Below are 24,256 nucleotides of genomic sequence, written 5' to 3'. Positions count from 1 at the left end.
ACCGGATGGGACGCTGCTACCCGGAGTGGCGGCGTTCCGCACCCTCGACGACTGCCGGCACATCCTCACCCAGTCCGAACGGGCCACCCGCGCGGTGGTACTCGGCGGCGGCCTACTCGGCCTGGAGGCGGCCCGCGGCCTGGTCCGCCGCGGTCTGGACACGACGGTCCTGCACGCTGCGGGTCACCTGATGAACCGCCAGCTCGACCGGCGGGCCGGACAGGTGCTGGTCCGGACGCTGGCCGGGCTCGGGGTGCGGTCCCGGCTCGAGGCCAGGGTCGTCCGGATCCATGGCGACGAGCGGCTCGCCGGCGTGGAGCTGGCCGGCGACGAGGTGCTCGACGCCGATCTGCTGGTGGTCTCGACCGGCGTCGTGGCGGTGACCGACCTCGCCGCGGCGGCCGGCCTGCCGGTCGAAGCCGGGATCGTGGTGGACGATCAGATGCGCTCCCCCGCCGATCCGGCCGTGTTCGCGGTCGGTGACTGCGCGCAGCACGACGGGACGGTGCAGGGGCTGGTGGCGCCGGCGTGGGACCAGGTCCGGGTGGTGGCCGACGTTGTCACCGCCGCCGACCCCGCCGCGCGCTACAGCGGCGCCCGACCCGTGACCAGGCTCAAGGCGTCGGGAGTGGATCTCGCCACCATGGGCGAGGTCGACGTGGACGAGTTCGACGAGGACGCCGAGGTGCTGCAGTTCGTCGATGTCACCCGGGGCACCTTCAAGAAGCTGGTGATCCGCGGGGACCGACTGGTGGGCGCGATCATGCTCGGTGACAACCCGACGGTGGGGACCGTGACGCAGCTGTTCGACCGGCAGGCTCCGGTGCCGGCCGACCGGCGCAGCCTGCTGTTCCCGACCCGGACCGAGGTCACCGTCACCGACAGTCCGGCGACCCTGCCCGACCGGGTCACCATCTGCCGGTGCAACAACGTGACCAAGGGCGGGATCACCCGCTGCTGGTTGGACGGGGCACGTGACCTGCCGGCGATCGTCACCGGTACCCGGGCGACGACCGGATGCGGCACCTGTCGGGACGCCGTCGCGGGCATCGTCGAGTGGCTGGCCGCGGCCGACCCGGACCCGTCGGCCGCGGCAGGCGACAACTGCGCGGCCGGTCTGGAGGAATCTCCTCAGACCGACCGGCGCAGCAGCGGCGGGTGCAGCGCGACCGCCGAGCCACGCCGATACAGCTCGGCGGGCCGACCGCCACCGCGCGGGGAGGTGCGCTGGCCCAGCGGTACGACGAATCCCGGCGTGGACAGCACCTTGCGGCGGAAGTTCGGCGGATCCAACGCGACGCCCCACGCGGCCTCGTAGACGCGGCGCAAGTCGGCCAGGGTGAACTGCTCCTCGCAGAAGGCGGCGGCCAGCGGGGTGTACTCCAACTTGGCCCGGGCCCGCTCCACGCCGTCCCCCACGATCCGCGGATGGTCGAAGGCCAGCGTCGGGCCGTCGGTCGAGTCCAGGTCCTCCACCGGCCACCAGCGGGCCCGCGGTCCATCCCGGCCGGGCTGTGGCTGCGGCTGCGGGAGATTCGGCAGCAGGGCCAGGTAGGCCACGCTGACCACCCGGACACGCGGGTCGCGGTGCGCGCCGCCGTAGGTCCGCAACTGCTCGAGGTGACCGGTCGTCGTGACGCCCGTCTCGGCCGCGAGCTGCCGCAGGGCCGAGGCGTCGAGATCCTCGTCGCGGTCGACGAAACCACCGGGCAGCGCCCAGCATCCGCCGAACGGGGGATCGTCCCGGCGGATGACCAGGACACAGAGCCGACCGGCGCGCAGGGTCAGCAGAACCACGTCCACGCTGACGGCGAGGGCGGGCGGCATGACAGCGTCACCGTCATGCCGCCCGCCCTCGCCGTCCAACGGACCGCGGATCCGGTTCGGTGGAGAGGCGGGCGCCACCCCTCCAGTCTGGCCATCCCCGCGCCGGCACACACGGGCCCCTCCTCGGCCTCCCGCCGGAAACGGCACCTCAGTGGGCGACGCCGCCCGACGGCCCGGGACGGCTCAGGGAGGCCCGGGACGGTTCAGGGACGGCCCTCCGCGTGGACGACGGGCAGGCACGGCGGGCCGTAGCCCACCTCCCGAGCGGTGTGGGGAAGGGCCGCGAGGGCCAGACGATGGTGCTCGCGGGCGCGCCGGGTGCCGGCCGGCCCGGTCAGGCCACCGACCGGCTCACCGGCCTTCACCAGCGGACGCAACAGGTCCCGGTCCCGGGCCGGGTCGGGCGGTCGCGGCGACGCGGGGAGCGCGTCGCCGGAGCCAGCGGGATCCACCCCCGGGCCGGACGGACCGGACAAGCGGTCCGRGRCCGACGGCGAGCCCGGCGGGCTCGGAAAGATGACATCAKCGACGGCCCGGCCGTTGAGGTCATGGCGGCGGACGACCCGCTTGCGCCCCCCACGGGTGCTCTTGCCGACCGACCTCTTCGCCACGGGTTCGCCGTCGACCTCGACCAGCTTGTAGACGAACCCCGCGGTGGGCGCCCCCGCACCGGTGACTAGGCTGGTGCCGACACCGTAGCCGTCTACTGGGGCGTCGCCCAACCGGGCTATGGCGTGCTCGTCCAGATCCCCGGTCGCGATGATCCGTGTTCTGGTCGCGCCGAGGCCGTCAAGCTGCGCGCGGACGGCGCCGGCGACCCGACCCAGGTCCCCGCTGTCGATCCGGACGGCCCCAAGCTCGGTGCCCGCCGTCGCGACGGCGGCTGCGACCCCCGCAGGGACGTCGTACGTGTCGACGAGCAGCGTTGTGCCGACACCGAGGGCTGCGACCTGCGCGGCGAACGCCTCGGCCTCGCTTGGATGAACGAGTGTGAAGGCGTGCGCGCTGGTACCGACGCTGGGGACCTCGTACGTCCGGGCAGCCTCCAGGTTCGACGTGGCCGCGAAACCCACGAGGTAGGCCGCGCGGGCGGCGGCCACGGCGGCGGCCTCATGGGTGCGCCGAGATCCCATCTCGAGACAGGGCCGGTCCCCGGCCGCCCCAACCATCCGGGCCCCAGCGGCCGCGATCGCGCTGTCGTGGTTGAGGATGGCGAGCACGAGTGTCTCGAGCAGCACGGTCTCAGCGAAGGTGCCCTCGACGGCGAGCACGGGCGTCTCGGCGAAGAACGGCTCGCCCTCGGCGAAGCCATGGATGTCGCCGCCGAAGTGGTAGTCCGCCAGCCACTGTGCCGTGGCCTCGTCGATGACATCGGCGGCCCGCAGAGCAGCTAGYTCGGGCGGCCCGAACCGGAAGTCCGCCAGCGCATCGAGCAGCCGACCGGTGCCGGCGAACACACCAAAACGGCGACCCGGCGGCAACGATCGGGTGAAGACTTCGAAGACCACACGGCGATCCGCCGCGCCGGACCGGAGCGCCGCGCGCAACATGGTCAACTCATAGTGATCGGTCAGGAGTGCCGTCGACATCCGGAACACGGTAGGGACGAGCAGGCTCCGATGCGCGCCGACCGGCGATTTGGCGGGCGAGGAAGGGGAGTGAGTTCATCCCGTCGGGGTGCGTTGATCTTACAGTGGGTGAACGTCGATTCCAACACGGCATGCACTACACGTTCCATCGACCTTCAGTAGCACATGAGAGAGCCTCGACGTGACCACGTTGATCAGCGCTAGGCCGATCAGCGCTAGGACGATCGRCACCAGGCCGATCAGCGCAACCCCGACCGGCCCGACGGCGAACACGGGGAGGATAACCGCGAGAACGGTCGGTCACCTTCGGTCGCGACCCGAACAGAAACACTCTCCGGGGATCCCCGGGGATCCCCGGGGTCGGCGTGCGATCGTCTTGACCGTGGACCACAGCAATGCCGGGATCTTCCTCGTCACGGTCGGCGGGGCGCTGTTCGCACTGCTGGTGCTCGGCGGCCGGGCGGGCCGGGGCATCGCGCGCGAGGTCTGGAGCCGTATCGGCTTCTTCCGCTGGATACTCCTCCTGATCATCATTGTGATCGTCCTCGACCTCGCGGACGGACTTCCCAACCAATGAACATACATTCGACGGGAACGCCCTCGCATAACACATGGCACCGAGGATGTTGCTGGAAGCCGCAAAATTACACCCACACGAGATGTTCGAATTATGTCACTGCACCCCTAGATGCCCGGCTCGTTATGCTCACTTCGCGTAACACGATTGTCGGACGAGAGGGTTGCGGGTGACCGGTCACACTTGGCTATGGACGCCGCCGCGTTCTACTCCCACCAGCGTTGGTGTGGGCCAACTCCTACGCGCGTACCGGCAGGCCCACGGCCTCACGCAGCAGCAGCTCGCCGACCGTCTGGGCTTCGACCAGTCCTACGTATCCAAGGTGGAGAGCGGCCGGCGGGCTATCCACGACATCTCGACGCTCCGTCACATCGCCCGCAATCTGGCGCTGTCCCCCGAGGACGTCGGCCTGGCCCCGGGATCGATGACGGACCGTCGCCGGGAGACAGCGCCGCGCAGTCCGGCGGCCGAGCAGGCCGCCGCGAGCCAACGCGCGTGGCGGCTCACCCGCGATCACCTCAACCACCATCGGATCAGCCTCGCCCGCGCRGCGGTGCGGCTCTACCCGGAAACCGACCGACTCGGCAGCGGGCTACTGGCCCGACCCGGCTGGGTGTGGGACACCCCGGTGGACATCGACGATGTCACCCTTGGGTGGCACGATAGCGCCGAGGCCCCCACGATCAGGGGAGACGAACCCGAGACGGCCGGTAGCCGGCCCCTGCTCGGTGGAGGCGGTCAGCAGAACCGCTACCAGCGCTACACGCGGGCGATGCGGGACCTCGACCGGCCGACCCTGTTCGAGAACCGGCTCAGTTTTCGCCTGCTCGATATCGGCGGTGACGGGACCGCGGGACCGTCAACGGACAACCATCCGTCGCTGAGCTTCGCCCACACGACGTACTTCGACGCCGTCGACGTCTGCGAGACCGTCGCACACGAGACGGCGGCCGCGATGGCCGGCAGCGGACTGTCCTGGCCCGCGCTGCCCTTCCGGGCGCGCATCGGAGATCCGTTCGACTTCACCCGGCGGGCGGCCCTGCCGTCCATCAACACGCTCACGATCCGCCACGATCGCGGCGGCCAGGCGAGCTTCTTCCTGCACCGGCGCAGCGCGGGCTCGGTCGCGACCGCGGGCGGGGTGTACCACGTCATCCCGGCCGGGGTCTTCCAGCCGTCGGGCATCACCCCGTTCCACCATGAGGCCGACTTCGACCTGTGGCGCAACATCATGCGTGAGCTGAGCGAGGAGCTGCTGGGCAACCCGGAGCACGACGGCAGCTCGTCCAGCCCGATCGACTATGACACCGACGAGCCGTTCCGTTCGTTCGAGCAGGCGCGTCGGTCCGGCGCCATGCGGGTGTCGTACTTCGGGATCGGGCTGGACGCGCTCACTCTGTTCGGCGAGATCCTCACCGTCGTCGTGGTGGACGCCGACGCCTTCGACCGGCTTTTCGGCAGCATGGTCCAGACCAATGCCGAGGGATCGGTCGTCACCGCGGGTCCGAACCGGTCGGTGACCGAGGGCATCCCGTTCACCCACTCGGCGCTGCGCCGTCTCGTCGACACCGAGCCCATCGCCCCGTCGGCCGCCGCCTGCCTGGAACTCGCCTGGCGCCACCGGGAGACCCTCCTCGGGATGCGCATGCGGGCCGCATCCTGATCCCGGACATGCGCGTCCTTGTCACCGGCGCGGCCGGCTTCATCGGCGGAGTGGTCACGGACATGCTCGCCACCGCCGGACACCAGGTTACGGCGATGGTCCGCGAGCCGATGACCACGCCGCGGTTCGCCCCCGATGTCGAGGTGGTGGCCGCGGACCTGCTCGATCCCCGCCAGCTGGCCGCGGCGGGGGTCAGCCGGGGATTCGAGGGGGTGTGCCATCTCGCGGCCCTGACCCGGGTGCGGGAGTCGCGGCTGGATCCCGTGCGCTACTTCCAGACAAACCTGACCGGCACCATCAACCTGCTGGCCGCCCTGGAGGAGGGCGCCGAACACACCGGGGTCGCACCCGCGTTCGTCTTCGGATCCACCTGCGCGGTCTACGGCAACGTCGACCTCGCCCGGATCCCGGAGACCTGCCCACCCGACCCGGCGAACCCCTACGGAACCTCCAAGTTCGCCGCCGAGCGGCTGCTGTCCCACCAGGCCGGCACCGGGCTGCTCGGCGCGGTGATCCTACGTTCCTTCAACGTCGCGGGTGCCGTCGCGGGACACATCGACCGCGACGGCAGCCGGATCATCCCGGCGGCGATCGCCGTGGCGAGCGGGTGCCGGGACGTGTTCCGGGTCAACGGGGACGGCCTCGCGCTGYGGGAGTACGTCCACGTCGTGGACATGGCGACGGCCTACCTGACGGCGCTGGTCGCCGCGCGCCCCGGGCACTGCGCGGTGTTCAACGTGGGCAGCGGCGTCGGGGTGAGTGTCACCGACGTGCTCGCCGCGGTCGGCCGGGTCGCCGGGCGCCCGGTCCGCCGCGTCCACTGTCCGCCGGTCTCCGAACCGAGGACGCTGATCGGTGACAGCACCCGGATCCGCGCCGATCTCGGCTGGAGCTCTCCGGCGTCGAGCATCGACCGCATCGTCGCCGACGCGTGGCGCTGGGGCCGGGGGCCGGCACCGGCCGGGGCCACCGCCCTGCCGCCACGCCAGCGGATCGCTCCGAGCATCACCTGAGGCCCCGCGGTGGCCCCGCGGTGGCCCGCGATGCGGCAGGCATCGGCCCGCGGTGCGGCAGGCTGCGGCTGGCATCCCTCCCGGCCCTTCCCCCTGGCCCGACAGCCAGCCGCCAGCCGCCAGCCGCCAGCCGACAGCCGCCAGCCGCCAGCCGACATAGAGTAGCAGACTGGTTGCAGACGGGCATACTTCGCAAGGCCTTCCATCGGCCGGCTTATCCTCGTATACCTAATGCGACGGAGCTTCCCGTGCCGCCGGAGCTCGCCGGGAACAGCCGTGGGCCACCCGACGGAGCACCTGTTCATCTCCGCACACTAATCTGACGCCTGTCGTGACCCGGATCATCTCGGGGGCGGGCTCCACGCGGAGGCTCCGCCGCACGACCGCGCCGCCCGCACGACCGCGCCGCATGACCGACGACGACATGCTCCTTGGGGGAGACGAAAGTGGACGAGCAGACCGCTGGGACCGATAACCCGCGGCCCACATCGCGCCTGGTGGTCGACGTGGTCCGCGCGCTGCGCGGATGGGTGGTGATGGCCGCCGGCGGCGTACTTCTGCTCGGCTGCTACCTGGGTGTCTCCAAGGAGACGGACGTCGCTTTCCAACTACCCTACGTGGTTTCCGGCGGTTTTGGGGGCCTAGCACTCATTCTGGTGGGAAGTGCGCTGCTGGTGGCCGACCGCTTCGACGCCGCTCAGGCCGCCCAGGCCCACACCGCCGGCCAGGTCGACGACCTACACTCGCTGATCATCGCGGCGGCGGGCRCGGGTGCCGCACCCGAGGCCGGTCAGCCGGCCACCCGCCCMCAGGGCTCGTACCAGCAGACCGGCTCGTACCAGCAGACAACGGCCACGCACCAGCAGAACTCGCGCTTCGCTGTGACGGACCCCGGGGGCGGCCAGGCACCCGCCGCGAATGCCACCACACCCGGCCAGCACGCCTGACAGAGCCTGCGTTTCCAACGATGCCACGGTGCGGAAGGCGAGCAGTTCCGTGATCACATGTGACCCGGCGGACGGCGACGACCGGACGGCCGGCGGCGACCGGCTCCCAGGGAGTGCCCGGTGACCAGCATCGACCTGGGACTGGCGGGGATCTCCCTCGGGGCGATCGCCGCCCTGTCCGGTATCGGCCTGCTGGTCACCTACCGCACCAACGGGGTCCTCAACCTGGCCCAGGGCGGCATCGCCACGCTGGTGGCGTACGTCTTCCGCGAGATGGTGGTCGTGTGGGGGCTGCCGATCTGGCTGGCCGCCATCATCGCGCTCGCCGTGGTGTCCCCCGGGATCGGCCTGCTGCTGGAGCGGTTGGTCTTCCGGCCGCTGGCCCGTCGCCGCGCATCGGCGGCCGAATCCCTGGTCGCCAGCCTCGGTGTGCTGGTCCTCACCCTCGGGATGACGGCGGGCATCTGGGGTCTGGGCTCGCGTAGTGACGCACCAAGCATCTTCCCGAACTCGTCGGTGAAGCTGTTCGGTGACACCCGGATCGGTGTCGACGCGCTGGCCGAGCTCGCGATGGTCGTGGTGTTCTGCGCGGTCATCGGCGTCATCGCCACCCGCACGGTGTTTGGCCGCCAGATCCGCGCGGTCGTCGACGACCGGCAGCTCGCCGAGCTGTCCGGTGTTCCCGCGGACCAGGTCGCCGCGGCTGGCTGGGCGGCGGGGACGACGCTCGCCGGCCTCACCGGCATCCTGCTCGCCCCCCGCTTTCAACTCACCCCGTACGGGCTGACCCTGCTGGTGCTGGAGACCTTTGCGGTGGTGGTGGCGGCCCGGCTGTCGARCATGCCGGTGGCCGTCCTCACGGCCCTGGGCATCGCCGTCCTGCAGAGCGAACTCAAGCAGTTCACCCTCGACGGTAACGCGGGCCAGATCCTCACCGTCCTGCAGTCGAACCTGTTCATCGTCGCCCTGCTGGTCCTGCTGCTCGCGGTGCCGAAGCTGCGCGAGCTCGGCACCGGCGACTCCGGGACCACCGCCAGCTTCTCCAGCCGCGGCGCACCGCCGTCGGGCCCGGCCAGCCAGACCAAGGCCCGCCGCGACTTCCTGGGCAAGCTCGGCGGTGCCGCGCTGCTGCTCGCACCGCTCACCTTCGCCCCGTCCGATCTGCGTTCGGCGTTCATGGTCCCGGCGCTCGCCCTCATCTTCCTGTCGATGGTCATCGTCACCGGCTACAGCGGCCAGCTCTCCCTGGGCTCGGCCGGCTACGCGGGCCTCGGGGCGCTGCTGTCACTCAAGCTCGCCAACGGTGACCTGTTCGGACTGCCGAAGCTGCCGGGCGTCGCGTCGATGTTCATCGGCGCCCTGCTCGTCGCCCCGATCGGTCTGATCACCGGCTACCCAGCGATCCGCCGCCGCGGCCTCACCCTGGCGCTGACCACCTTCGCGGTCGGCGCCGTGGTCAGCCGTTTCGTCTTCGAACAGCCCACCTTCGCGACCGGCCTCTACCTCGACCCGCTGACGTTCTTCGGCTGGGAGCTGCCCGACGAGGCGTTCTACGTCCTTGAACTGGTCTGCCTGGGCCTCGGCCTGTTCTTCGTGGGTAATCTGCATCGCGGTCGGCTCGGTCGGGCGCTGCTCGCCGTGCGTGACCATGCGGAGGGTGCGGCGGCGGTCGGGGTTGACGTCCGCAACCTCAAGCTGCTGGCCTTCACCGTCTCCTCCGTCGTCGCCGGGCTGGGTGGTGCGCTGCTGGTGCACAGCAGCTACTCGTTCTCCGCCGACGACTTCGCACCGTTGCAGAGCCTGCTGTGGTTCACCGCCGTGGTCGTCTTCGGCGCCGACAGCGCGGCCGGCGCGATCGTCGCCGCGGCGTTCATCGTCACGATCGACGTACTGGCGCCGGCCGGATCCTCGATCCTCGCCATCGGCATCCTCGCCCTCGCCCTCGGCTGGATGCCCGGCGGCCTGGCCTCGGCCGTCCGGGGTCTGCTGCGGCTGCTCGCCCTCCACCTCGCGGACGGCTTCGTCGATCCCAACCATCGGGCACCGCGTCCGGTGCCGGTGCGCATCTCCGCCGTCGGATACCTGCCAGCGACCACTGGCATCACCGGCGTCACCGGGATCTCCGGGATCCCCGGGATCGGCGCGCCGCTGGGGGCCGCCCAGCCCGGGCCATCCGCGAGCTGGCCTCCGGGCCGCTCCTCGCCCGTGCTGCCACCGGGCTCGCCGCGGCCGACCCCGTTCGGGGCCAGCCTGCTGACCCTGGTGCAGGAGTATGCGGCCCGGTCGAGCGGCGCACCGCTGCTGCCCCCCGCGCCCCGCGGCGAGCGCGGTGGCCTGCCCGCCGACGTCTACCCCACCTCACCAGGTCACGTGGGCCACGAGCAGGGGGGTTCGGGACCCGCGGCGGCGACCTCCCTGCGGGACGGAGGTCGGGTATGAGTCGGCACGTGCTACAGGCCGTTGGCCTGGTCCGMCGCTACGGCGGTCTGACCGCGGTCGACCACGTCGACCTTGTCGCCCCCCAGGGCGTGATCACCGGCCTCATCGGCCCGAACGGTGCCGGGAAGTCGACGCTGTTCAGCCTGCTGACCRGGGTCGAGCAGCCCGACGAGGGCAAGGTCCTGCTCGACAAGAGCGACATCACAAAAATGCGGCCGGACATCCGGTCCCGGCGTGGTCTGGTGCAGACCTTCCAGGTTCCCTCGCTCTTCCCCACCCTCACGGTCGCGGACAACCTGCTTGTCGGCGCGGAAAACCGGCACCGGGACTATGCCGGCGGCCTGCTGGGCCTGGCGTCCAAGGGCCGAGGACACGTCAGCCGCCTCGTCGAGGAAACCCTCGGCTCCCTCGGCCTGTCCGACCTGCGGGACACCATCGCCGGCACGCTGCCCACCGGTGCCCTGCGGCTGGTCGAGTTCGCGCGGGCGCTGTGCGCCCAGCCGGACATCCTGCTGCTCGACGAGCCCGCCAGCGGTCTGGACAACGACGAGACCGCCAGGTTCTCGCAGCTGCTGCGCCGGACCGCCGACGACGGGGTCGGCATCCTGATCGTCGACCACGACGTCGACCTGGTCTTCTCCGTCGCCGACCAGGTGTACGCCATGGTCGGCGGTCGGTGTACCTGGCCCAGGCTGCCCATCGCCACGATGAAACGGTCCTGAAGCAGCCGCAGGAGGCACGGTGACCACGGCGACGGCCGAACTCGAACTGACCGGGGCACGGGCCGGCTACGGGACCGTGGAGGTCCTGCACGGTCTGGACCTTGCCATCCCCCCCGGCAAGGTCACCGCCCTGCTCGGGGTCAACGGCGCGGGCAAGAGCACCACCCTACGGGTGCTGGCCGGGCTGATCCCACTGCGTTCGGGCAGTCTGACCTGGCGCGGCGAGGACATCACCAAGGTGTCCACCGTCGACCGGGCCCGCCGAGGACTGATGCTCGTGCCGGACGAACGGGCCGTCTTCGCCACCCTGTCGGTCCGGSACAATCTGCAGATCATCGCGGAGGCCAGCGGGCACCCCGACATCACCCCCGCGCTGGAGTCGTTCCCCCGGCTGCGGGAGCGGCTGATGCAGCGGGCCGGATCGATGTCGGGCGGTGAGCGGCGAATGCTGGCACTCGCCCGCGCCCTGCTGGCCCGCCCCTCGGTCCTGATGGTCGACGAGCTGTCGCTCGGACTATCCCCGAAGGTCGCCGCGGACCTGTTCGGCTGGCTTGCGACGGTCGCATCGTCGGGCACCACCGTCGTGCTCGCCGACCAGTACACCGAGCAGGCCCTGGCGATGGCGGACCTGGTCTACGTCCTGCACCGGGGCGAGCGGTCCTTCGCGGGCGGGCCGGAGGAATTCCGAGCGTAGGGCCGCGAAAGGCCTCGGTGAAAGGCCCCCCGATGTGAAAGGCCCCGGTCGAGGTTCCCTCCGCGGTGCCGTGGAGGGTTGCCCCGACCGGGGCCCGGGATCACGCAGGCGGTCCCGCGAGAGATCAGCCGGCCGGGTAGGGCAGATCCGGGACGGTGAAGCAGTTGGTGTTCATGTCCTTGACCTGGGTCACCCAGCCACCCTGGTTGCCGTTCGCCGAGTCCTGCCAACGGGCGACGTTGAGGCAGTTCTCCTCCTGCGACGGCGGTTCAGGCGACTTCTTGAAGTTCCGGCCGGTCGGGATGAGCAGGCCGTGACCGTCGTAGTCCTTGCCGCTGTTCATGTACGCCTCGACGCAGGCGCGGGTGACGTCGGCGCCGCAGGAGCGGATCGCGTCGGTCAGCCACTGGGCCGAGGCGTAACCCTCGAGCATCCACAGGTTCATCTTGGCCACCCGATCGGGCGCGGCCGCCTGCAGATCCTTCTGGAACGTGGCGACCGCGGGAATCTGAGTGTCCGCATAGTTGGCGGTGCCGCCGGTGGAGTAGATCGTGTTCCGGCAGTTCGGGGAGGCGCTGTAGACCTGGCGGATGTTGTTGGCCCAGCCCTGCGGCGGGGTCACCTTCGCCGTGATCGGCAGTTTCTGGGACTCGATGGCGTTGCACAGCTGAGCGTTACCGCCGTCGTCCATCGCGTCGAAGACGATCTGGACGCCGCGCCGCTTGAGGTCGAGGACCGTTGCGTCCCAACTCGGGGCGCCGAGATTGATCTGCTCCTCGACGACCGTGTAGCCCTCCTTGCGCAGGCCGTCCGCGATCGACTTGGCGTACCGCTCCGACGGGGCGACGTTGTAGTACACAACCCCGGCGACGTTGGTCTTCAGATTCTGCTTGAACCAGCGGTAGATCTCGGTCCCCGCGTAGAGCGTGCCGTTGTAGCCGGGACGGCTGCCGGTGCGCGGATAATAGCTGCCGTAGATCGAGTACAGGTGCGGATACTGATCGTAGGCGGCGGACACGGGCTGGCCGCCGATATCCGGAACACCCTTGGAGTTGATGTACTGCGCACCCGTGTAGTCGAACGCCGTCACCCCGGCGAGCGCGAAGACCTTCTCGTCGTCGACGAGCTTGTGCGCGCAGTTCGCATTTCCGTCCCCGCTGCCCTTGTCGTCACACTCGACGAGGTTCACGGTGCGCCCGTTTACTCCGCCCGCGGCGTTGAGCGCCTTGAAATAGGCCCGCGCCCCGTACAGTGAGGCGGAGAACGTGTCCGGTCYGAAACCGCTGCTCAGGCCAGCGATTGTACCGATCTTGATCTCGGTCGGCGTGACGCCGATATCCGAAGCTGTATTGTTCGACACCCCGGCCGGTTTGTTGCCGGCCGAGGTCGTTCCGCTGCTACTGGCCCGGCTGCCGCAGGCGACGAGCGCCAGCGACGACAGCACAATGGCGGCGGCGGCGGCGACGAGCGATCTCGCTCGCATGGACATGCTCTCCCCTGGTAGATCGGTGACGCTCGAAACGTTATTGCCGATCAACATCGTCGACGCTTCAGCTGACGACAGCCGGTCCCACTGCCGACTATGTACCGCTAGTTACATCAATGGGCGTTACGGACAAACATTCGGCGCCACCAGCTTCGACGCACYGGTGCGGTGCTCGCGCGATCGGCCGGTGCCTTCTCCAAAGTCGGGGTGCYCCCCCCGGCCCCGTCTTCCCCGCCTTCCCGGCGTGCGGTACCCCCGCTCGCCGGCTCGTGGGTCTCCCGGCTCGCGGCCGTCCCTGTGGGCAGGGGCGCACCGACTACCGGCCGGCTGCCACCCCCGACGCCCTCGGCGCGCTCCGTGGGAGCCCCCTGCTCCCCGGAAAGCTCGGTTACCGTACCGCCCGGCGACGGAGAGGCATGCGACGCACCACCTACCGCATCGAGTGAGGCCGGGACGATCGTGCTGCCCAACACGGACATCGCCTCGTCCAGGGCGGCCAGGGCCTGGCCGATCACCGTGACCGGATCCTCGGCGCGCCCCGGGGCCGGCACGGCCGGCGCCGCACCCGCCTCGGCGACCGGGTCGGGCTCGACGACCTCAATGACCTCGACGACCTCGGCGGCCGGCTCGGCGGGCACGTCCACCGGCTCGCCATCGACCGCCTGCTCATCGGCGCCTGTGGCCGTGACCGCCTCGGCTGCGGCGACGGCAGGCTCAGACCCCGCAGAAGCACGTTCAACCGACGCGGAGACGTCGGGAACAGGCTGGGCCGACGGGAACTCGACCGACGCGGACGCATCGGGAACAGGCTCGGCCACGGCGGGAGAAGTGACCTCCTCGACGAGCGCTGAGGGGACGACATCGGCCGAGGGGACGACATCGGCGGATTCCGACTCCTCGGGCGGCGAGGTCGCCGCGAGCGTCAGACGGTTGAGAATCAGGCCGTCGGGACCCTGCCCCCGGTCCAGCCGCCCCGCCTGCGCGAGCTTCCGGCAGACCTGGTTCACCGTGCCCCGGCTCGCCCCGATCGCCGCCGCCAACCTGCCGTCGTCCAAACCCGCGGGAACTTTGGCAAGCTGGTCGAGTATCCGGTCAGCAACAGTAGCCACAAAGCGGGACGGTATACGCCATCTCCTATTCGCCGACAAGCGGGGTCACCCCACGCGGTAACCGTGTCCGTCCCGCTGCCGATGGCACTCGCAATGCCACTCTCGGCGGGCGCCCGGTCCGCGGCGGCACACACCCCCACCCGGTCGCCTGATCCACGTCGTTCACGCCGCGACCGGCAGCGCCTCGCCCGGGCGCAGCGGGAGCTGTCCCGCACGCGGYAGGGTCGGTGAAGCGGACGAAGGCCCGGGCGAAGGTGGCGCGGATCCACGGCCGGATCCGCGACCGGCGCCGGGATCATCCGCACACGCCGTCCACGAGGATCATCCGCGAGAACCAGACGGTGGTCGAACCATGGGGCCACGGCGAGCAAGGACCACGGCGGCGGGCTTAGCCCGGCCGTCGCCGGGAAGGTCATGCGGCGAGGCGTGCCGGGAGCGGCCCGGGACGCACCGATATCAACAGTGGCCGGACTCGCTTTGCTGGGCGGAATGTTGCGGGATGTCCCAAGCAGGCCGCGCCGCGTCCGTGGGCCGGTCAGGGAGACAGCCATGGCGCAGCCAGCCTCGGGTTCCGAGCAGTTCGACCCTGGTTCCATCACAGCCGACTCCGAACAGCCGTGGTACCGCGAGGATGCTCCCCTGGAACCCGCGGAGATGCTCGACAGCGACGATCTCGGCTCGACGGATGCCGGCCGAGATCCATTGGACGACAGTTGGGACGCGCCCGACAGACCGAGTGCCGGCGTCCGCTATCCGAGCACACCGCGTGAGGAGCGTGCGGGGCCGTCCTTCGATCGGCAACTCGCCGCGGAAACGCCGGACGCCGACCCCTACCTGGAAGCCGAGCGGCGGGAGTCCGGGGCTGTTCTCGATGCGGACGCGTACGGCGAGGGGACGACGACCCTCGCGGAGGATTACGACGCGAACTTCGCCATTCCCAGCATCGTCACGCCGGACGTGGATGCACGCACGGCTGAGGAGGGCGCACTGCACCTGGAATAAGRGCGCTCTGCGTACTCGCGGGAATACGAAGCACTCGCGGGAATACGAAACGCCGATGGTTCGGTCGACGGTCCAACCGACTCCCGGTTGCCACGGACGGTTACCACGGAGGGCGGCTCAGGCCGGGGCCGACCCGGGCAGGTCCGGAACGCCACCGGCGGCTTCCCGCCTGCGGTAGGCAAGTCCCGCGAAGACCTCCATGGCGACGCGATGGGCGCTGTTGACCGTCGTTTCCGCGTGGTCGTACGGCGGGGAGACTTCGACGATGTCGGCGGCCACAAGCGGCGTGTCGAGCGCGATCTGACGGACCGCCCGCAGCAGGTCGGCCGGGGTCATCCCCCCGGGTTCCGGGGTGCCGGTGCCCGGCGCGAACCCCGGATCCAGGACGTCGATGTCGACCGACAGGTACATGGCCCGGCACCCGTCCGTGGCCTGCGCGATCGCGTCCACGACGACGTCACGGCTGCCCCGCTCCCAGATCTCGTGCATGAGATGCCAGGTCATCTCCTGCTCGCGCATCCAGGCGAAAACGTCCGGCGGCGGCCAGTAGCCGCGCAGCCCCACCTGGACAAAGTTGCGTCCACGCACGGCACCGGACTCGATGAGCCGTCGCATCGGAGTGCCGTGCGAGGCGAGGTTGCCGTCGATGACGTCCGCGGTGTCGGCATGCGCGTCGAAGTGCAGCAGACCGAGTTCACCCCAGCCCACGGCGTCGGCCACGCCGGTTGCGGCCGGCCAGGTGATCGAATGGTCGCCACCGATGACGAGCGGGATCGTGCCGAGCCCGGCGATCCGCGCGACCTTGGCCCGGATGTTGCGATGGGACGCCTCGGTGAGCCCATGCGGACAGTGYGCGTCGCCAGCGTCAACGACGTCGAGCCAGTCGAAGATCTCGATACCGAGGTCGAGATGGTAGGTGCCGGGGTTGTAGGCGTTGGCCCGCATCGCCCGAGGGCCGAACCGGGCGCCGGGACGGTGGGTCGTCGAGATGTCGAACGGAGCACCGACGACGGCAACGTCGGGCCGGCGGGCCGCCAGCGCCTCCGTCCCGGGCAGCCAGGGCAGTCCGCAGAAGGTCGCGAGCCCCGCGTAGCCGGGCGCGTCCGGACCCGGCTCACGATCGCCGTTTCGTGCCGTCATCCGTCCCTCCGATCGGGCCCTTCCACTGTCCCACGGTCCGCCACCCCCGGTCCGCCACCCCCGGTCCGCCACCCACTGGTCCGCGCCCCGGTTACGCTTCTCCGGTGGAGGTCGCGGCACCGCACCCAGACCACCCGGTACCCACGGCGTCGGAACCGACCGGCGCGGCCATGGCTCTGCGCACCCCGGGCACCCCGGGCACCCCGGGCACCCCGGGCACCCCGGGGACCCCGGGCACCCCGGGCACCCCGGGGACGATTATCGGCGCGGGCCGGGTCTGGTCACCGCGGGCCCGGTTGGCGGGTTTCGCCGTGCTCGGTGTAGCCGCCGTCGGCGTCTGCGGCCGGGTGTACCTCGTCGACCCCGCCCAGCCGGGCCACTACCCTATGTGCCCGTTCCGGTGGGCCACGTCCCTGGACTGCCCTGGTTGCGGCACCCTCCGCGGCCTGCACCAGCTCCTGCACGGACACCTCGCGGCCGCGGCCGACTACAACGTCTACTTCGTCATCGCCGCCCCGATGCTGGTGTTCGGCTGGATCGTGGCGGTGGCGCGGGCGGCCGGCTGGCGCCACCCGTTGCCCCGGGTACCGGCCCGCCTGCTTCCCGCCGTTCCGATACTGATCATCGCCTTCTGGGTGCTGCGGAACCTGCCGTTGCCCGGCTGCCGCTGGCTCGCATCCTGAACCCGGCGGCTCAACGGCGGCCCAGCAGGTAGCAGGCGATGGCGGCGGTCGCCGCGACGTTCAGCGAGTCGACCCCGTGCGCCATCGGAATCCGGACCCGGGCCGTCGCCGCGGCCTGTGCCGCCGCCGACAGCCCGGCGCCCTCCGTGCCCAGCAGCAGCGCGACCCGGGCCGCCGCCGGCACCGGCGCAGGTGCGGGCGCAGGTGCGGGCGCAGGCGCAGGTGCGGGCGCAGGTGCAAGCGCGGGCGCGGCGCGGGGGGTGAGTCCGGCCGCGAAGGAGCCAAGATCCTCGGCGTCCGCCGCCGGAGTCAGCGCCAGCAGCGTGAACCCGGCATCCCGCAGCAGACCAAGGGCCTCCGGCCAGGGTTCGAGCCGGGCGTAGGGGACGGCGAACACCTCCCCCATCGACACCCGCACGGAACGCCGGTAGAGCGGATCGGCGCAGCGCGGGCTCAGGAGCACCGCGTCCATCCCGAGTCCCGCGGCCGAACGGAAAATCGCCCCCAGGTTGGTGTGGCTCACGATGTCCTCACACACCAGTACCCGCCGGGCATCGACCAGGAGGTCGGCGGCGGCGCGGGGCGGCTGGCGGCCCATCGCCGCAAGCGCCCCCCGATGCACCTCGAAGCCGGTGATCGCCGCGAGCACGTCGGGTCCCGCGACGTACACCGGGACGTCAACGCCGAGGTCCGCGGGCACGGCCGCCAGGCGCGCCGGCGAGACCAGGACCGAGCGCGGCCGGTAGCCGGCCCGCAGCGCCCTGGTTATCACTCGTTCACCCTCGGCGATGAACAGCCCGTCGGCCGGCTCCCGCCGACGGCGCAGCGCGACGTCGGTCAACGAGATGTAGTCGTCGACCCGGGGATCACCCGAATCGTCGATCATGATGACTGGTGGGGTGGCCACGACCGTCACGCCGACCGTCACGCCGACCGGCCCGCCAGCCGACCCCRCACAGCTGCTCACGTCACCTGGCACGCCACGACCTCCCGGGCACGGACGCTTCACCCGACCGTAACGTGCCGGCCGCAGAATCAGCGGCCATGGCCGATCCGCAGAAGGCCCCCACGCTGACGTCCGCCATGCCCGCCATGCCCACGTCCGCCACGCCCGCCGTCTCCCGTCCCGTCGCCGTTCCCGTTCCCGCCGACCTGGTCGTCGTCGGCGCCGAACTGGTCGCGACGGTGGACGCCGACCGCCGGGAGATCCGCGGCGGGTGGATCGCAGTGACGAACGGCCTGGTCAGCGCCCTCGGCGGTCCCGACGAGCCACCGCCTCCCGCCGTGCGCACGTTGCGGGCGGACGGCTGCCTGATCACTCCCGGCCTGGTGAACACGCATCACCACATGTACCAGAACCTCACCCGCGCGTTCGCTCCGGCCCTGAACGGCACGCTGTTCACCTGGCTGTCGACCCTGTACCCGCTGTGGTCCCGGCTGGACGAGGAGGCCGTGCACGTCTCCGCCTACGTCGGGCTCACCGAGCTCGCCCTCGGCGGTTGCACGACGACCACGGACCACCTGTATGTGCATCCGCGCGGGGGCGGAGACCTCGTCTCCGCCGAGATCGCCGCGGCGACGGCGCTGGGCATGCGCTTCCATCCCAGCCGCGGATCGATGTCGCTGTCGGTGAAGGACGGCGGACTGCCGCCCGACTCGGTGGTGCAGGACGACGACGAGATCCTCGCCGAGTCGGCCCGGCTGGTGGCCCGCCATCACGACCCCTCGCCGGGCGCCATGGTGCGGATCGCCCTGGCGCCCTGCTCACCGTTCTCGGTCAGCCCGGAGCTGATGCGGGCCACGGCGGAGCTCGCCGAGTCGCTCGACGTGCGGCTGCACACGCATCTCGCCGAGGACCCCGAGGAGGACGAGTACTGCCTCGCGCGGTTCGGCCGGCGTCCCATCGACCAGTTCGCCGAGGTCGGCTGGGGCGGCGACCGGGCCTGGGTGGCGCACTGCATCCGCCCGAACCCCGCCGAGGTGGCCCGGCTGGGCGCCTGGGGCACCGGGGTCGCGCACTGCCCGAGCAGCAACATGATCCTCGGCGGTGGGCTCGCCCCGGTCGCGGAGCTGCGTGCGGCGGGGGTACCGGTGGGACTGGGCTGTGACGGCTCGGCGTCGGCGGACTCGGCGTCGCTGTGGCTGGAGGCCCGCACGGCGATGCTGCTCGGGCGGCTGCGGCACGGCGCCGCGGCGATGTCGGCCCGGGACGCGCTGGAGATCGCCACTCGGGGCGGGGCCGGCTGCCTCGGCCGGGCCGGGAAGATCGGCGAGCTGTCCGTCGGGGCGGTGGGCGATCTGGTGGCATGGCCCCTCGACGGGGTCGGCTTCGCCGGGGCGCTGTCCGATCCCGTCGAGGCGTGGCTGCGCTGCGGCCCGGTCGCGGCCCGCCACACGGTGGTCGCGGGTCGCGCGGTCGTCCTGGACGGCCATCCGGTGCATCCCGACCTGTCGGCGATGCTCGCCCGCCACCGCGAGCTCGCCGCCGGCATGCAGGCAGCCTTTGACGATGCCGGCATCGCTGATGCCGGAACCGCTCCCGGCGCCGGGCGGGCCGCGGGTACGACGGGAGCCAGGGCGGCCGGGGCCCGGTGAACGCCGACGGGACCGACCCTGGTGGGATACCTCCGCGAGGTGTTTGATACAAAGCAATGGGCCAGTCCGGGTCGGTTGGCGACGTCACCCGTTCGGCCCCGGCGATGGCGTTCCGGCGACACCCGCCGGGACGTCACCCCCCAGCAGCCGCCGCCGGTGCCGCGTATCGACCCCCCCGATCGGTGCGCATCGCACCGGCGGCGGCCTCGACCGGTCCAGGACCAGGGCGGCCGCGGGCCGGATGAACTGCGCGCCTTCGCCGTCCGCGTGGGCGTGCAGCTGTAGAAGCGGACAGGGGCATCCCGCCGGGGGAGGTATCCGGCGGTGTACGTGAGGCCGACACTGGGGGCATGCCGACGTTGCCGACCGATGTCGTCGCCCGTCTGACCGCCGCGCTCGCACCGATCGATACGGCGGTCATCGCTCGTCATCCCGGTGATCCGGGAACCCGCCAGCCGGTGCACACCTGCTACCTGCCCGCCGACCGGATGCGCCCGGACATCGTGCTGGCCTGGGGGGRGGCAGCCCGGGAGCTCCTGGCCGCCCGCGGCACCGACCCGGCCAGGCTCGCCGCCGCCACCGGGGGYGACCCGGACCCGGTCATCGCCGAGCCGGTCCACGCACACGTGCTGCACGCGCTGACCGTTGAACCGGTGCAGGATCTGCGGATCGACCTGGAGGACGGCTACGGCGTCCGGATGGACGACACCGAGGACGCCGACGCCGTCGCGGCGGCCGTCGCCCTGCGCGCCGCCGCGGCGGCGGACGCCCTGCCCGCGTCCTACGGCCTGCGGATGAAGTCGCTGGACCCGGCCCTCCGGGACCGGGGACTGCGCAGCCTGGACCTCTTCCTCACGGCGCTGGCCGGCGACGACGGCCCACCCGCCGGGTTGGTGCTGACCCTGCCCAAGGTGAGCGCCGCCGCGCAGGTCGCGGTCTTCGCCGATCTGCTCGCCGAACTAGAGCAACGCCTCGACATCGCCCCGGTGCCCTTCGAGGTGCAGGTGGRGACCCCGGCCGCGGTTCTCGCCCTGCCGGCGCTGGTCGAGACCGGTCTTGCACTGGGCCCTGGACGCCTCGTCGGGCTGCACGTCGGCACCTACGACTACTCGGCGGCTCTCGGCATCACCGCCGCGCACCAGGCCAGCGACCATCCGGCGGTGGAGTACGCCACCACGCTGATGCAGCTCGTCACCGCCGGCACCGGAATCCGGGTCGCGGACGGGTCCTCGAACCTGCTGCCGATCGAGAGCCCGACGGACGCGACGGAGGGCACCGCAACTACGGAGGGCACCGCAACTACGGAGGGCACCGCAACTGTCGAGGACACGGCGGGCCGAGGTGTCCACCGGGCCTGGCGGCGGCACGCCGAACTGGTGCGCCGCGCCTGGTACCGGGGCATCTACCAGGGCTGGGATCTGCATCCGGGTCAGTTGGTGAGCCGGCACGCGGCGGTGGCCGGCTGCCTGCTGGCCGGGCTCGACGAGGCGCTGGGCCGGCTTTCCTCCTATGCCACCGCGTACGCCACCACGTACGCCACCGCCCGGCATCCGGGAGCGGTCGCCGACGAGCCGGCCACCGGCCGCGCGCTCGCCGGGCACGTCCTGCGGGCGCTCGACGCCGGCCTGCTGGACGACGCGAGCCTGACCGCGGCTGGTCTCGACCGGGTGACGGTCAACCGCTTCGGCGGCAGACCGGTCGCCGCGGGTTGACGACACCCGCCATCCAGGGCGGGTCAGCTCCCCCGATAGGTCGAATAACCGAACGGAGCGAGCAGCAGCGGGACGTGATGATGACCCGCCGGGTCCTCGATCACGAACGCGATGGTCACCTCGGGAAAGAACGCCGAGCGGCTCGCGGTGTCGAAGACGAGCCGCCAGGGGCCTGGGATGGTCGCCGGCAGATCCGCCACCCGGCCGTCGTCGTCGGTGACGGCCTCGGTGACCGCGATCCAGCCCGTGGTCGTGCCGTCAAGGGTACGCACCGCCCGTTCCAACCGGAGCGGCAGCCCGGCGGCTGGCCGCCCCGTGGCCGTGTCCAGGACATGGGTGGACAGACTCACCACGCCTCCTCGGTCGCGTCCTCCGTCGCCGCGGCCCGGGTCGGGCCTCGACCATCCCACCATCCGGGCTGACCATCGCACCACACCGCTCCTGGTCGACCGTGGTGGATACGCCGGTACCCCCGGCTGTCGGCGCCTACTGGAACCGCTCCAACACTGTCGAGATCGACGTCGTCGGCACCGACCGGGAACCGGTCGCCAAGGAGCTGTACTTCCTCGGCTCCGTCGCATGGCTGGAACGCGCACCGTTCGATGACCACGACCTGGCGGCACTGCGGAAACACCGGGYGGCGCTCACGAACCTTCCGCTGCCATTGGTCGCCATCGGCCGCAGCGGAGTTGCGGCCACCGGTCTCGCCGCATCCTACGGCCCAGCCGAACTCATCACCGCCTGGCAGCAAAGATGAACAGTATTGTGCCACGGTCGTTCGACCTAGGCGCCGGTGATCAGGCGCCGGTGATCAGGCGCCTGATGCGCAGGGCCGTGATCTCAGCCTGCTGACCGGCCGCGATGCGCAGCTCGTCCGCGGGATCGTTGTCCAGCCGTGCCCGCAGCAGAGCGAGCATCTCCTCCGCGTCGCGGCCCGCCGCCCGGACCAGGAAGATGTAGCCGAAGCGCTCCTCGTAGGCCGCGTTTCCCTGCTCGAAGGCCGCCCTGACTTCCGCCGTCGCCTGGTCCATCGCCGCCTGCTCCCGTCGGGGGGCGTCGAGGGACACCACGGTCGCCCTCGCCGTGGTGGGCGGGGCGGGCGTGTGGGCCGGGCGCTCCCCGATCCGGGGATGCGCGGTGAACGCCTCCAGCCAGGCCGATGCGGGCAGGTTCCACCATTCCTGCTCGGCTGCCGGCAGCAGGGCCGCGAGGGTCCCGAAGGGCCGACGAGCCGCCACGGCCGCAGCCCAGTCCTCGGACTCGCAGCAGGCCAGCAGCTCCTCGCGAGCCGCGTCCGGGGACAACGCGTCGAACCAGCGCATCGCGAGCGCCTCCCGCCCGACGGGCGTCGGAGCGCCGGTGAGCCRCAGCCTCGCCAGCCCGCCGTCGGGTATCGCGTCGACCCGCACGTGGGTGGCCTGGATCGGGACCTCGAGATCGAAAAGGTGACGGGTGTTCGGCTGCACCCGGGTCCGCGGCAGCATCGGGTACCACTCGGTGATCGCGGTGACGTCGTCGGGGTCGAGAAGGTCGGGGTTGTCCGCCGCCCAGAGGGCCACCRCCCGGGGCGCGTTGCCGCGGAAGTGCCGGGTGTCAACCTCGGCCCGCACGATCGTGCCCTGCGTCGCGAGCCGGACCACCGCCCAGTCGTGGCCGTCCCCACGGCGCCGGCGGGTCTCCCAGCCCTCTCCCATCGCCCGGGCCTCACCCGAGGCGTTCAGGTTATGGCGGTCACCGTAGTGCATGTCGCTGGCGGCCACCACGACACCGCCCAGGTAGGCGGCGGCGAGATCGGAGGTCACCCGGTCGAACATCCGGGGGTCCGGCACCACCGTGCCATGCACGCGCAGCCGGGCGACTCCGCCATCCGGGTGGATGGTCAGGCGCAGATGGGTGATGCGGGTCCGGCCCTGGTCAGCCACCGGCAACACGTTGGCCGCGTCCGGCACGATCGGCGTCCGCGGCACCAGCGGGACCCAGGCCACGGACTCCTCGGCGACCTCCGCCGCGGAGGGATACCCGGGCAGGGTGGCGCCGTGCACCTCGACGGCCCCGGGAGCGTTGCCGGTGAAGTGGGTGGTGTCCACGGTCACCGCGTGGGCGATGCCGGGTGAGCCCAGCCGGATGATGGCCCAGTCGGATCCGGGAAGATCCCGCCGCCGACGGGTCTCCCAACCGTCGGTCCACTGGCCCCGTTCGGTGAACACGCCCGGCCGCACGATCGGCGGTTCGGGCAGCAGCATCCGTTCGGCGAACGCGAAGAACTCGTCGTTGACGGCCACGACCGTACCGCCGAAACGGGCCGCCGCGAGATCGACAAGATTCGTCAGGTCGGGCGCGTCGCTCATCGGGTCCTTTCACGGGGTCAACCAGCCGTACGAAACCGGACTGTTCACGTGTCGTCGGGTGGCCGCACGGCCCGTCACCACCGTGCGGACCGGATCAGGTCAGGACGGGACGACGTGTTAGCGGGGCGCAAAGCGTACTTCGGGCCTGCTCCCTCGGGAGTGGTCCGCGTCGGTGGGTGCATCGGATCACATCCGTGGGGAGGGCTCCGGTACGCCGGACGGTCCCGCGGCCCGGCCGGGTGATGCCTACCTCTCTAATAGCCGCCCCCGCGGAGGACGATCCCCGTCCGCTCGCCGCCCCCGCAGATAGGTCGCCAGCACCACCCCGTTCAACACGCGTCCGGCATAGGGGGTGAGCGGGTGGCGGTGGCGCAGCATCGAGGGCTCCACCAGGAACGACGCATCCGCGTCGAAGATCACCAGATCGGCGTCAGCGCCGATCGCGATGCGCCCCTTGCCGGCCAGTCCTACCAGGTCGGCCGGTTCGGCGCACATCCAACCGACGACGTCGGTGAGGGTGTGCCCCCGCGCCCGGGCCTGAGTCCAGACCGCGGGTAGCCCGATCTGGACAGACGCGATGCCACCCCACGCCGCCGCGAAATCACCGGCGTCGATCTGCTTCAACGCGGGAGTGGACGGCGAATGATCGGTGACGATCCCGGCGAACAGGCCCTGGGCCACCCCGTCCCACAACCGGTCCAGATTCCTGC

The 24,256-nt window shown here is 71.5% G+C and carries 20 protein-coding genes and 3 pseudogenes; 14 read left to right on the top strand and 9 right to left on the bottom strand.

Features of this window, described 5'->3' with window-relative positions; genetic code table 11:
- Positions 1-25 precede the first annotated feature (25 nt).
- Positions 26-997, top strand: a pseudogene (locus tag KBI5_RS01235) (FAD-dependent oxidoreductase); the annotation flags it as partial.
- Positions 998-1,131: 134 nt separating this feature from the next.
- Here KBI5_RS01235 and KBI5_RS27465 read toward each other — a convergent pair.
- Together KBI5_RS27465 and KBI5_RS01225 are read right to left on the bottom strand one after the other, a co-directional pair.
- Entirely contained in the window at positions 1,132-1,827 is a 696-nt protein-coding gene (locus KBI5_RS27465; protein WP_011435314.1) for an NUDIX domain-containing protein, read from the bottom strand.
- Positions 1,828-2,030: 203 nt separating this feature from the next.
- A complete protein-coding gene (locus tag KBI5_RS01225) occupies positions 2,031-3,440 on the bottom strand; it encodes a nicotinate phosphoribosyltransferase (RefSeq protein WP_085014083.1) in 1,410 nt (469 codons plus the stop codon).
- A gap of 358 nt (positions 3,441-3,798) precedes the next feature.
- Here KBI5_RS01225 and KBI5_RS01220 point away from each other — a divergent pair, with 358 nt between their 5' ends.
- The 7 genes from KBI5_RS01220 to KBI5_RS01190 all read left to right on the top strand — a co-directional run bounded on the left by KBI5_RS01220 (position 3,799) and on the right by KBI5_RS01190 (position 11,471).
- Positions 3,799-3,993 (top strand): hypothetical protein, encoded by a 195-nt coding sequence (locus KBI5_RS01220; protein WP_035732600.1) that lies wholly within the window; start codon positions 3,799-3,801, stop codon positions 3,991-3,993.
- A 169-nt stretch (positions 3,994-4,162) separates the two neighbouring features.
- Complete coding sequence (locus KBI5_RS01215; protein WP_011435311.1) at positions 4,163-5,656, top strand: helix-turn-helix transcriptional regulator; 1,494 nt, start codon at positions 4,163-4,165, stop codon at positions 5,654-5,656.
- An 8-nt stretch (positions 5,657-5,664) separates the two neighbouring features.
- Complete coding sequence (locus KBI5_RS01210) at positions 5,665-6,669, top strand: NAD-dependent epimerase/dehydratase family protein (RefSeq protein WP_085014082.1); 1,005 nt, start codon at positions 5,665-5,667, stop codon at positions 6,667-6,669.
- Positions 6,670-7,115: 446 nt separating this feature from the next.
- The gene (locus KBI5_RS01205) at positions 7,116-7,616 is read left to right on the top strand and encodes a transporter (RefSeq protein WP_085014081.1); all 501 of its coding nucleotides are present in this window, start codon (positions 7,116-7,118) and stop codon (positions 7,614-7,616) included.
- Between the two features lie 120 nt (positions 7,617-7,736).
- The gene (locus KBI5_RS01200; RefSeq protein ID WP_085014080.1) at positions 7,737-10,055 is read left to right on the top strand and encodes an ABC transporter permease; all 2,319 of its coding nucleotides are present in this window, start codon (positions 7,737-7,739) and stop codon (positions 10,053-10,055) included.
- The gene (locus KBI5_RS01195) at positions 10,052-10,777 is read left to right on the top strand and encodes an ATP-binding cassette domain-containing protein (RefSeq protein WP_085014079.1); all 726 of its coding nucleotides are present in this window, start codon (positions 10,052-10,054) and stop codon (positions 10,775-10,777) included. The genes KBI5_RS01200 and KBI5_RS01195 overlap by 4 nt, the downstream gene beginning before the upstream one ends.
- A gap of 19 nt (positions 10,778-10,796) precedes the next feature.
- Complete coding sequence (locus tag KBI5_RS01190) at positions 10,797-11,471, top strand: ATP-binding cassette domain-containing protein (RefSeq protein ID WP_085014078.1); 675 nt, start codon at positions 10,797-10,799, stop codon at positions 11,469-11,471.
- Positions 11,472-11,595: 124 nt separating this feature from the next.
- On the opposite strand, the gene KBI5_RS01185 is transcribed toward KBI5_RS01190, so the two are convergent.
- Both KBI5_RS01185 and KBI5_RS01180 read right to left on the bottom strand, forming a co-directional pair.
- Positions 11,596-12,954, bottom strand: coding sequence for an ABC transporter substrate-binding protein (locus KBI5_RS01185; protein ID WP_085014085.1), 1,359 nt, complete (start codon positions 12,952-12,954; stop codon positions 11,596-11,598).
- A gap of 116 nt (positions 12,955-13,070) precedes the next feature.
- Positions 13,071-14,066 carry a hypothetical protein gene (locus tag KBI5_RS01180; protein ID WP_085014077.1) on the bottom strand — a complete coding sequence of 332 codons (996 nt, stop codon included), beginning with the start codon at positions 14,064-14,066 and terminating at the stop codon, positions 13,071-13,073.
- A 150-nt stretch (positions 14,067-14,216) separates the two neighbouring features.
- On the opposite strand from KBI5_RS01180, the pseudogene KBI5_RS28560 reads away from it, so the two are divergent.
- Positions 14,217-14,413 (top strand): annotated as a pseudogene (locus KBI5_RS28560) (transposase); the annotation flags it as partial.
- A gap of 202 nt (positions 14,414-14,615) precedes the next feature.
- Positions 14,616-15,068: a hypothetical protein gene (locus KBI5_RS01170; protein WP_023841205.1), complete on the top strand. Its 453-nt coding sequence runs from the start codon at positions 14,616-14,618 to the stop codon at positions 15,066-15,068.
- 117 nt (positions 15,069-15,185) lie between these two features.
- Here the strand turns inward: KBI5_RS01170 and speB are convergent, their stop codons facing one another.
- A complete protein-coding gene (gene speB, locus KBI5_RS01165; protein ID WP_011435301.1) occupies positions 15,186-16,208 on the bottom strand; it encodes an agmatinase in 1,023 nt (340 codons plus the stop codon).
- Between the two features lie 170 nt (positions 16,209-16,378).
- On the opposite strand from speB, the gene KBI5_RS01160 reads away from it, so the two are divergent.
- Positions 16,379-16,891 (top strand): DUF2752 domain-containing protein, encoded by a 513-nt coding sequence (locus KBI5_RS01160; RefSeq protein ID WP_011435300.1) that lies wholly within the window; start codon positions 16,379-16,381, stop codon positions 16,889-16,891.
- 10 nt (positions 16,892-16,901) lie between these two features.
- Here KBI5_RS01160 and KBI5_RS01155 read toward each other — a convergent pair whose 3' ends face one another.
- On the bottom strand, positions 16,902-17,777 hold the full coding sequence (locus KBI5_RS01155; RefSeq protein ID WP_198537450.1) for an RNA methyltransferase: 876 nt from the start codon (positions 17,775-17,777) through the stop codon (positions 16,902-16,904).
- 197 nt (positions 17,778-17,974) lie between these two features.
- On the opposite strand from KBI5_RS01155, the gene KBI5_RS01150 reads away from it, so the two are divergent.
- Positions 17,975-19,486, top strand: a complete 1,512-nt coding sequence (locus KBI5_RS01150) for an 8-oxoguanine deaminase (RefSeq protein ID WP_035941668.1) — start codon at positions 17,975-17,977, stop codon at positions 19,484-19,486.
- A 350-nt stretch (positions 19,487-19,836) separates the two neighbouring features.
- The gene (locus KBI5_RS01145) at positions 19,837-21,198 is read left to right on the top strand and encodes an aldolase/citrate lyase family protein (RefSeq protein WP_085014075.1); all 1,362 of its coding nucleotides are present in this window, start codon (positions 19,837-19,839) and stop codon (positions 21,196-21,198) included.
- Positions 21,199-21,221: 23 nt separating this feature from the next.
- Here the strand turns inward: KBI5_RS01145 and uraH are convergent, their stop codons facing one another.
- The gene (gene uraH, locus KBI5_RS01140) at positions 21,222-21,548 is read right to left on the bottom strand and encodes a hydroxyisourate hydrolase (protein ID WP_023841201.1); all 327 of its coding nucleotides are present in this window, start codon (positions 21,546-21,548) and stop codon (positions 21,222-21,224) included.
- Between the two features lie 122 nt (positions 21,549-21,670).
- Between uraH and KBI5_RS01135 the strand changes: the two are divergent.
- Positions 21,671-21,955 (top strand): annotated as a pseudogene (locus KBI5_RS01135) (hypothetical protein); the annotation flags it as partial.
- 40 nt (positions 21,956-21,995) lie between these two features.
- On the opposite strand, the gene KBI5_RS01130 reads toward KBI5_RS01135, so the two are convergent.
- Complete coding sequence (locus KBI5_RS01130; RefSeq protein WP_085014073.1) at positions 21,996-23,546, bottom strand: allantoicase; 1,551 nt, start codon at positions 23,544-23,546, stop codon at positions 21,996-21,998.
- A 246-nt stretch (positions 23,547-23,792) separates the two neighbouring features.
- Positions 23,793-24,256, bottom strand: a 464-nt coding sequence (locus KBI5_RS01125) for an amidohydrolase family protein (RefSeq protein ID WP_157902413.1), incomplete at its 5' end; no start/stop codon positions are given.

It is taken from the genome of Frankia sp. KB5, from assembly GCF_002099325.1.
GTDB lineage: Bacteria > Actinomycetota > Actinomycetes > Frankiales > Frankiaceae > Frankia > Frankia casuarinae.
Note: the sequence above shows the minus strand (reverse complement) of the source record. Positions and strands in the feature narration are given on the sequence as shown.

Excerpts from the sequence above, each read along its gene's own strand:
- KBI5_RS01170 (WP_023841205.1), top strand. The coding sequence starts at position 14,616 with ATGGCGCAGCCAGCCTCGGGTTCCGAGCAGTTCGACCCTGGTTCCATC.
- KBI5_RS01160 (WP_011435300.1), top strand. The coding sequence starts at position 16,379 with ATGGCTCTGCGCACCCCGGGCACCCCGGGCACCCCGGGCACCCCGGGC.
- KBI5_RS01150 (WP_035941668.1), top strand. The coding sequence starts at position 17,975 with ATGCCCGCCATGCCCACGTCCGCCACGCCCGCCGTCTCCCGTCCCGTC.
- KBI5_RS01155 (WP_198537450.1), bottom strand. The coding sequence starts at position 17,777 with ATGATCGACGATTCGGGTGATCCCCGGGTCGACGACTACATCTCGTTG.
- KBI5_RS27465 (WP_011435314.1), bottom strand. The coding sequence starts at position 1,827 with ATGCCGCCCGCCCTCGCCGTCAGCGTGGACGTGGTTCTGCTGACCCTG.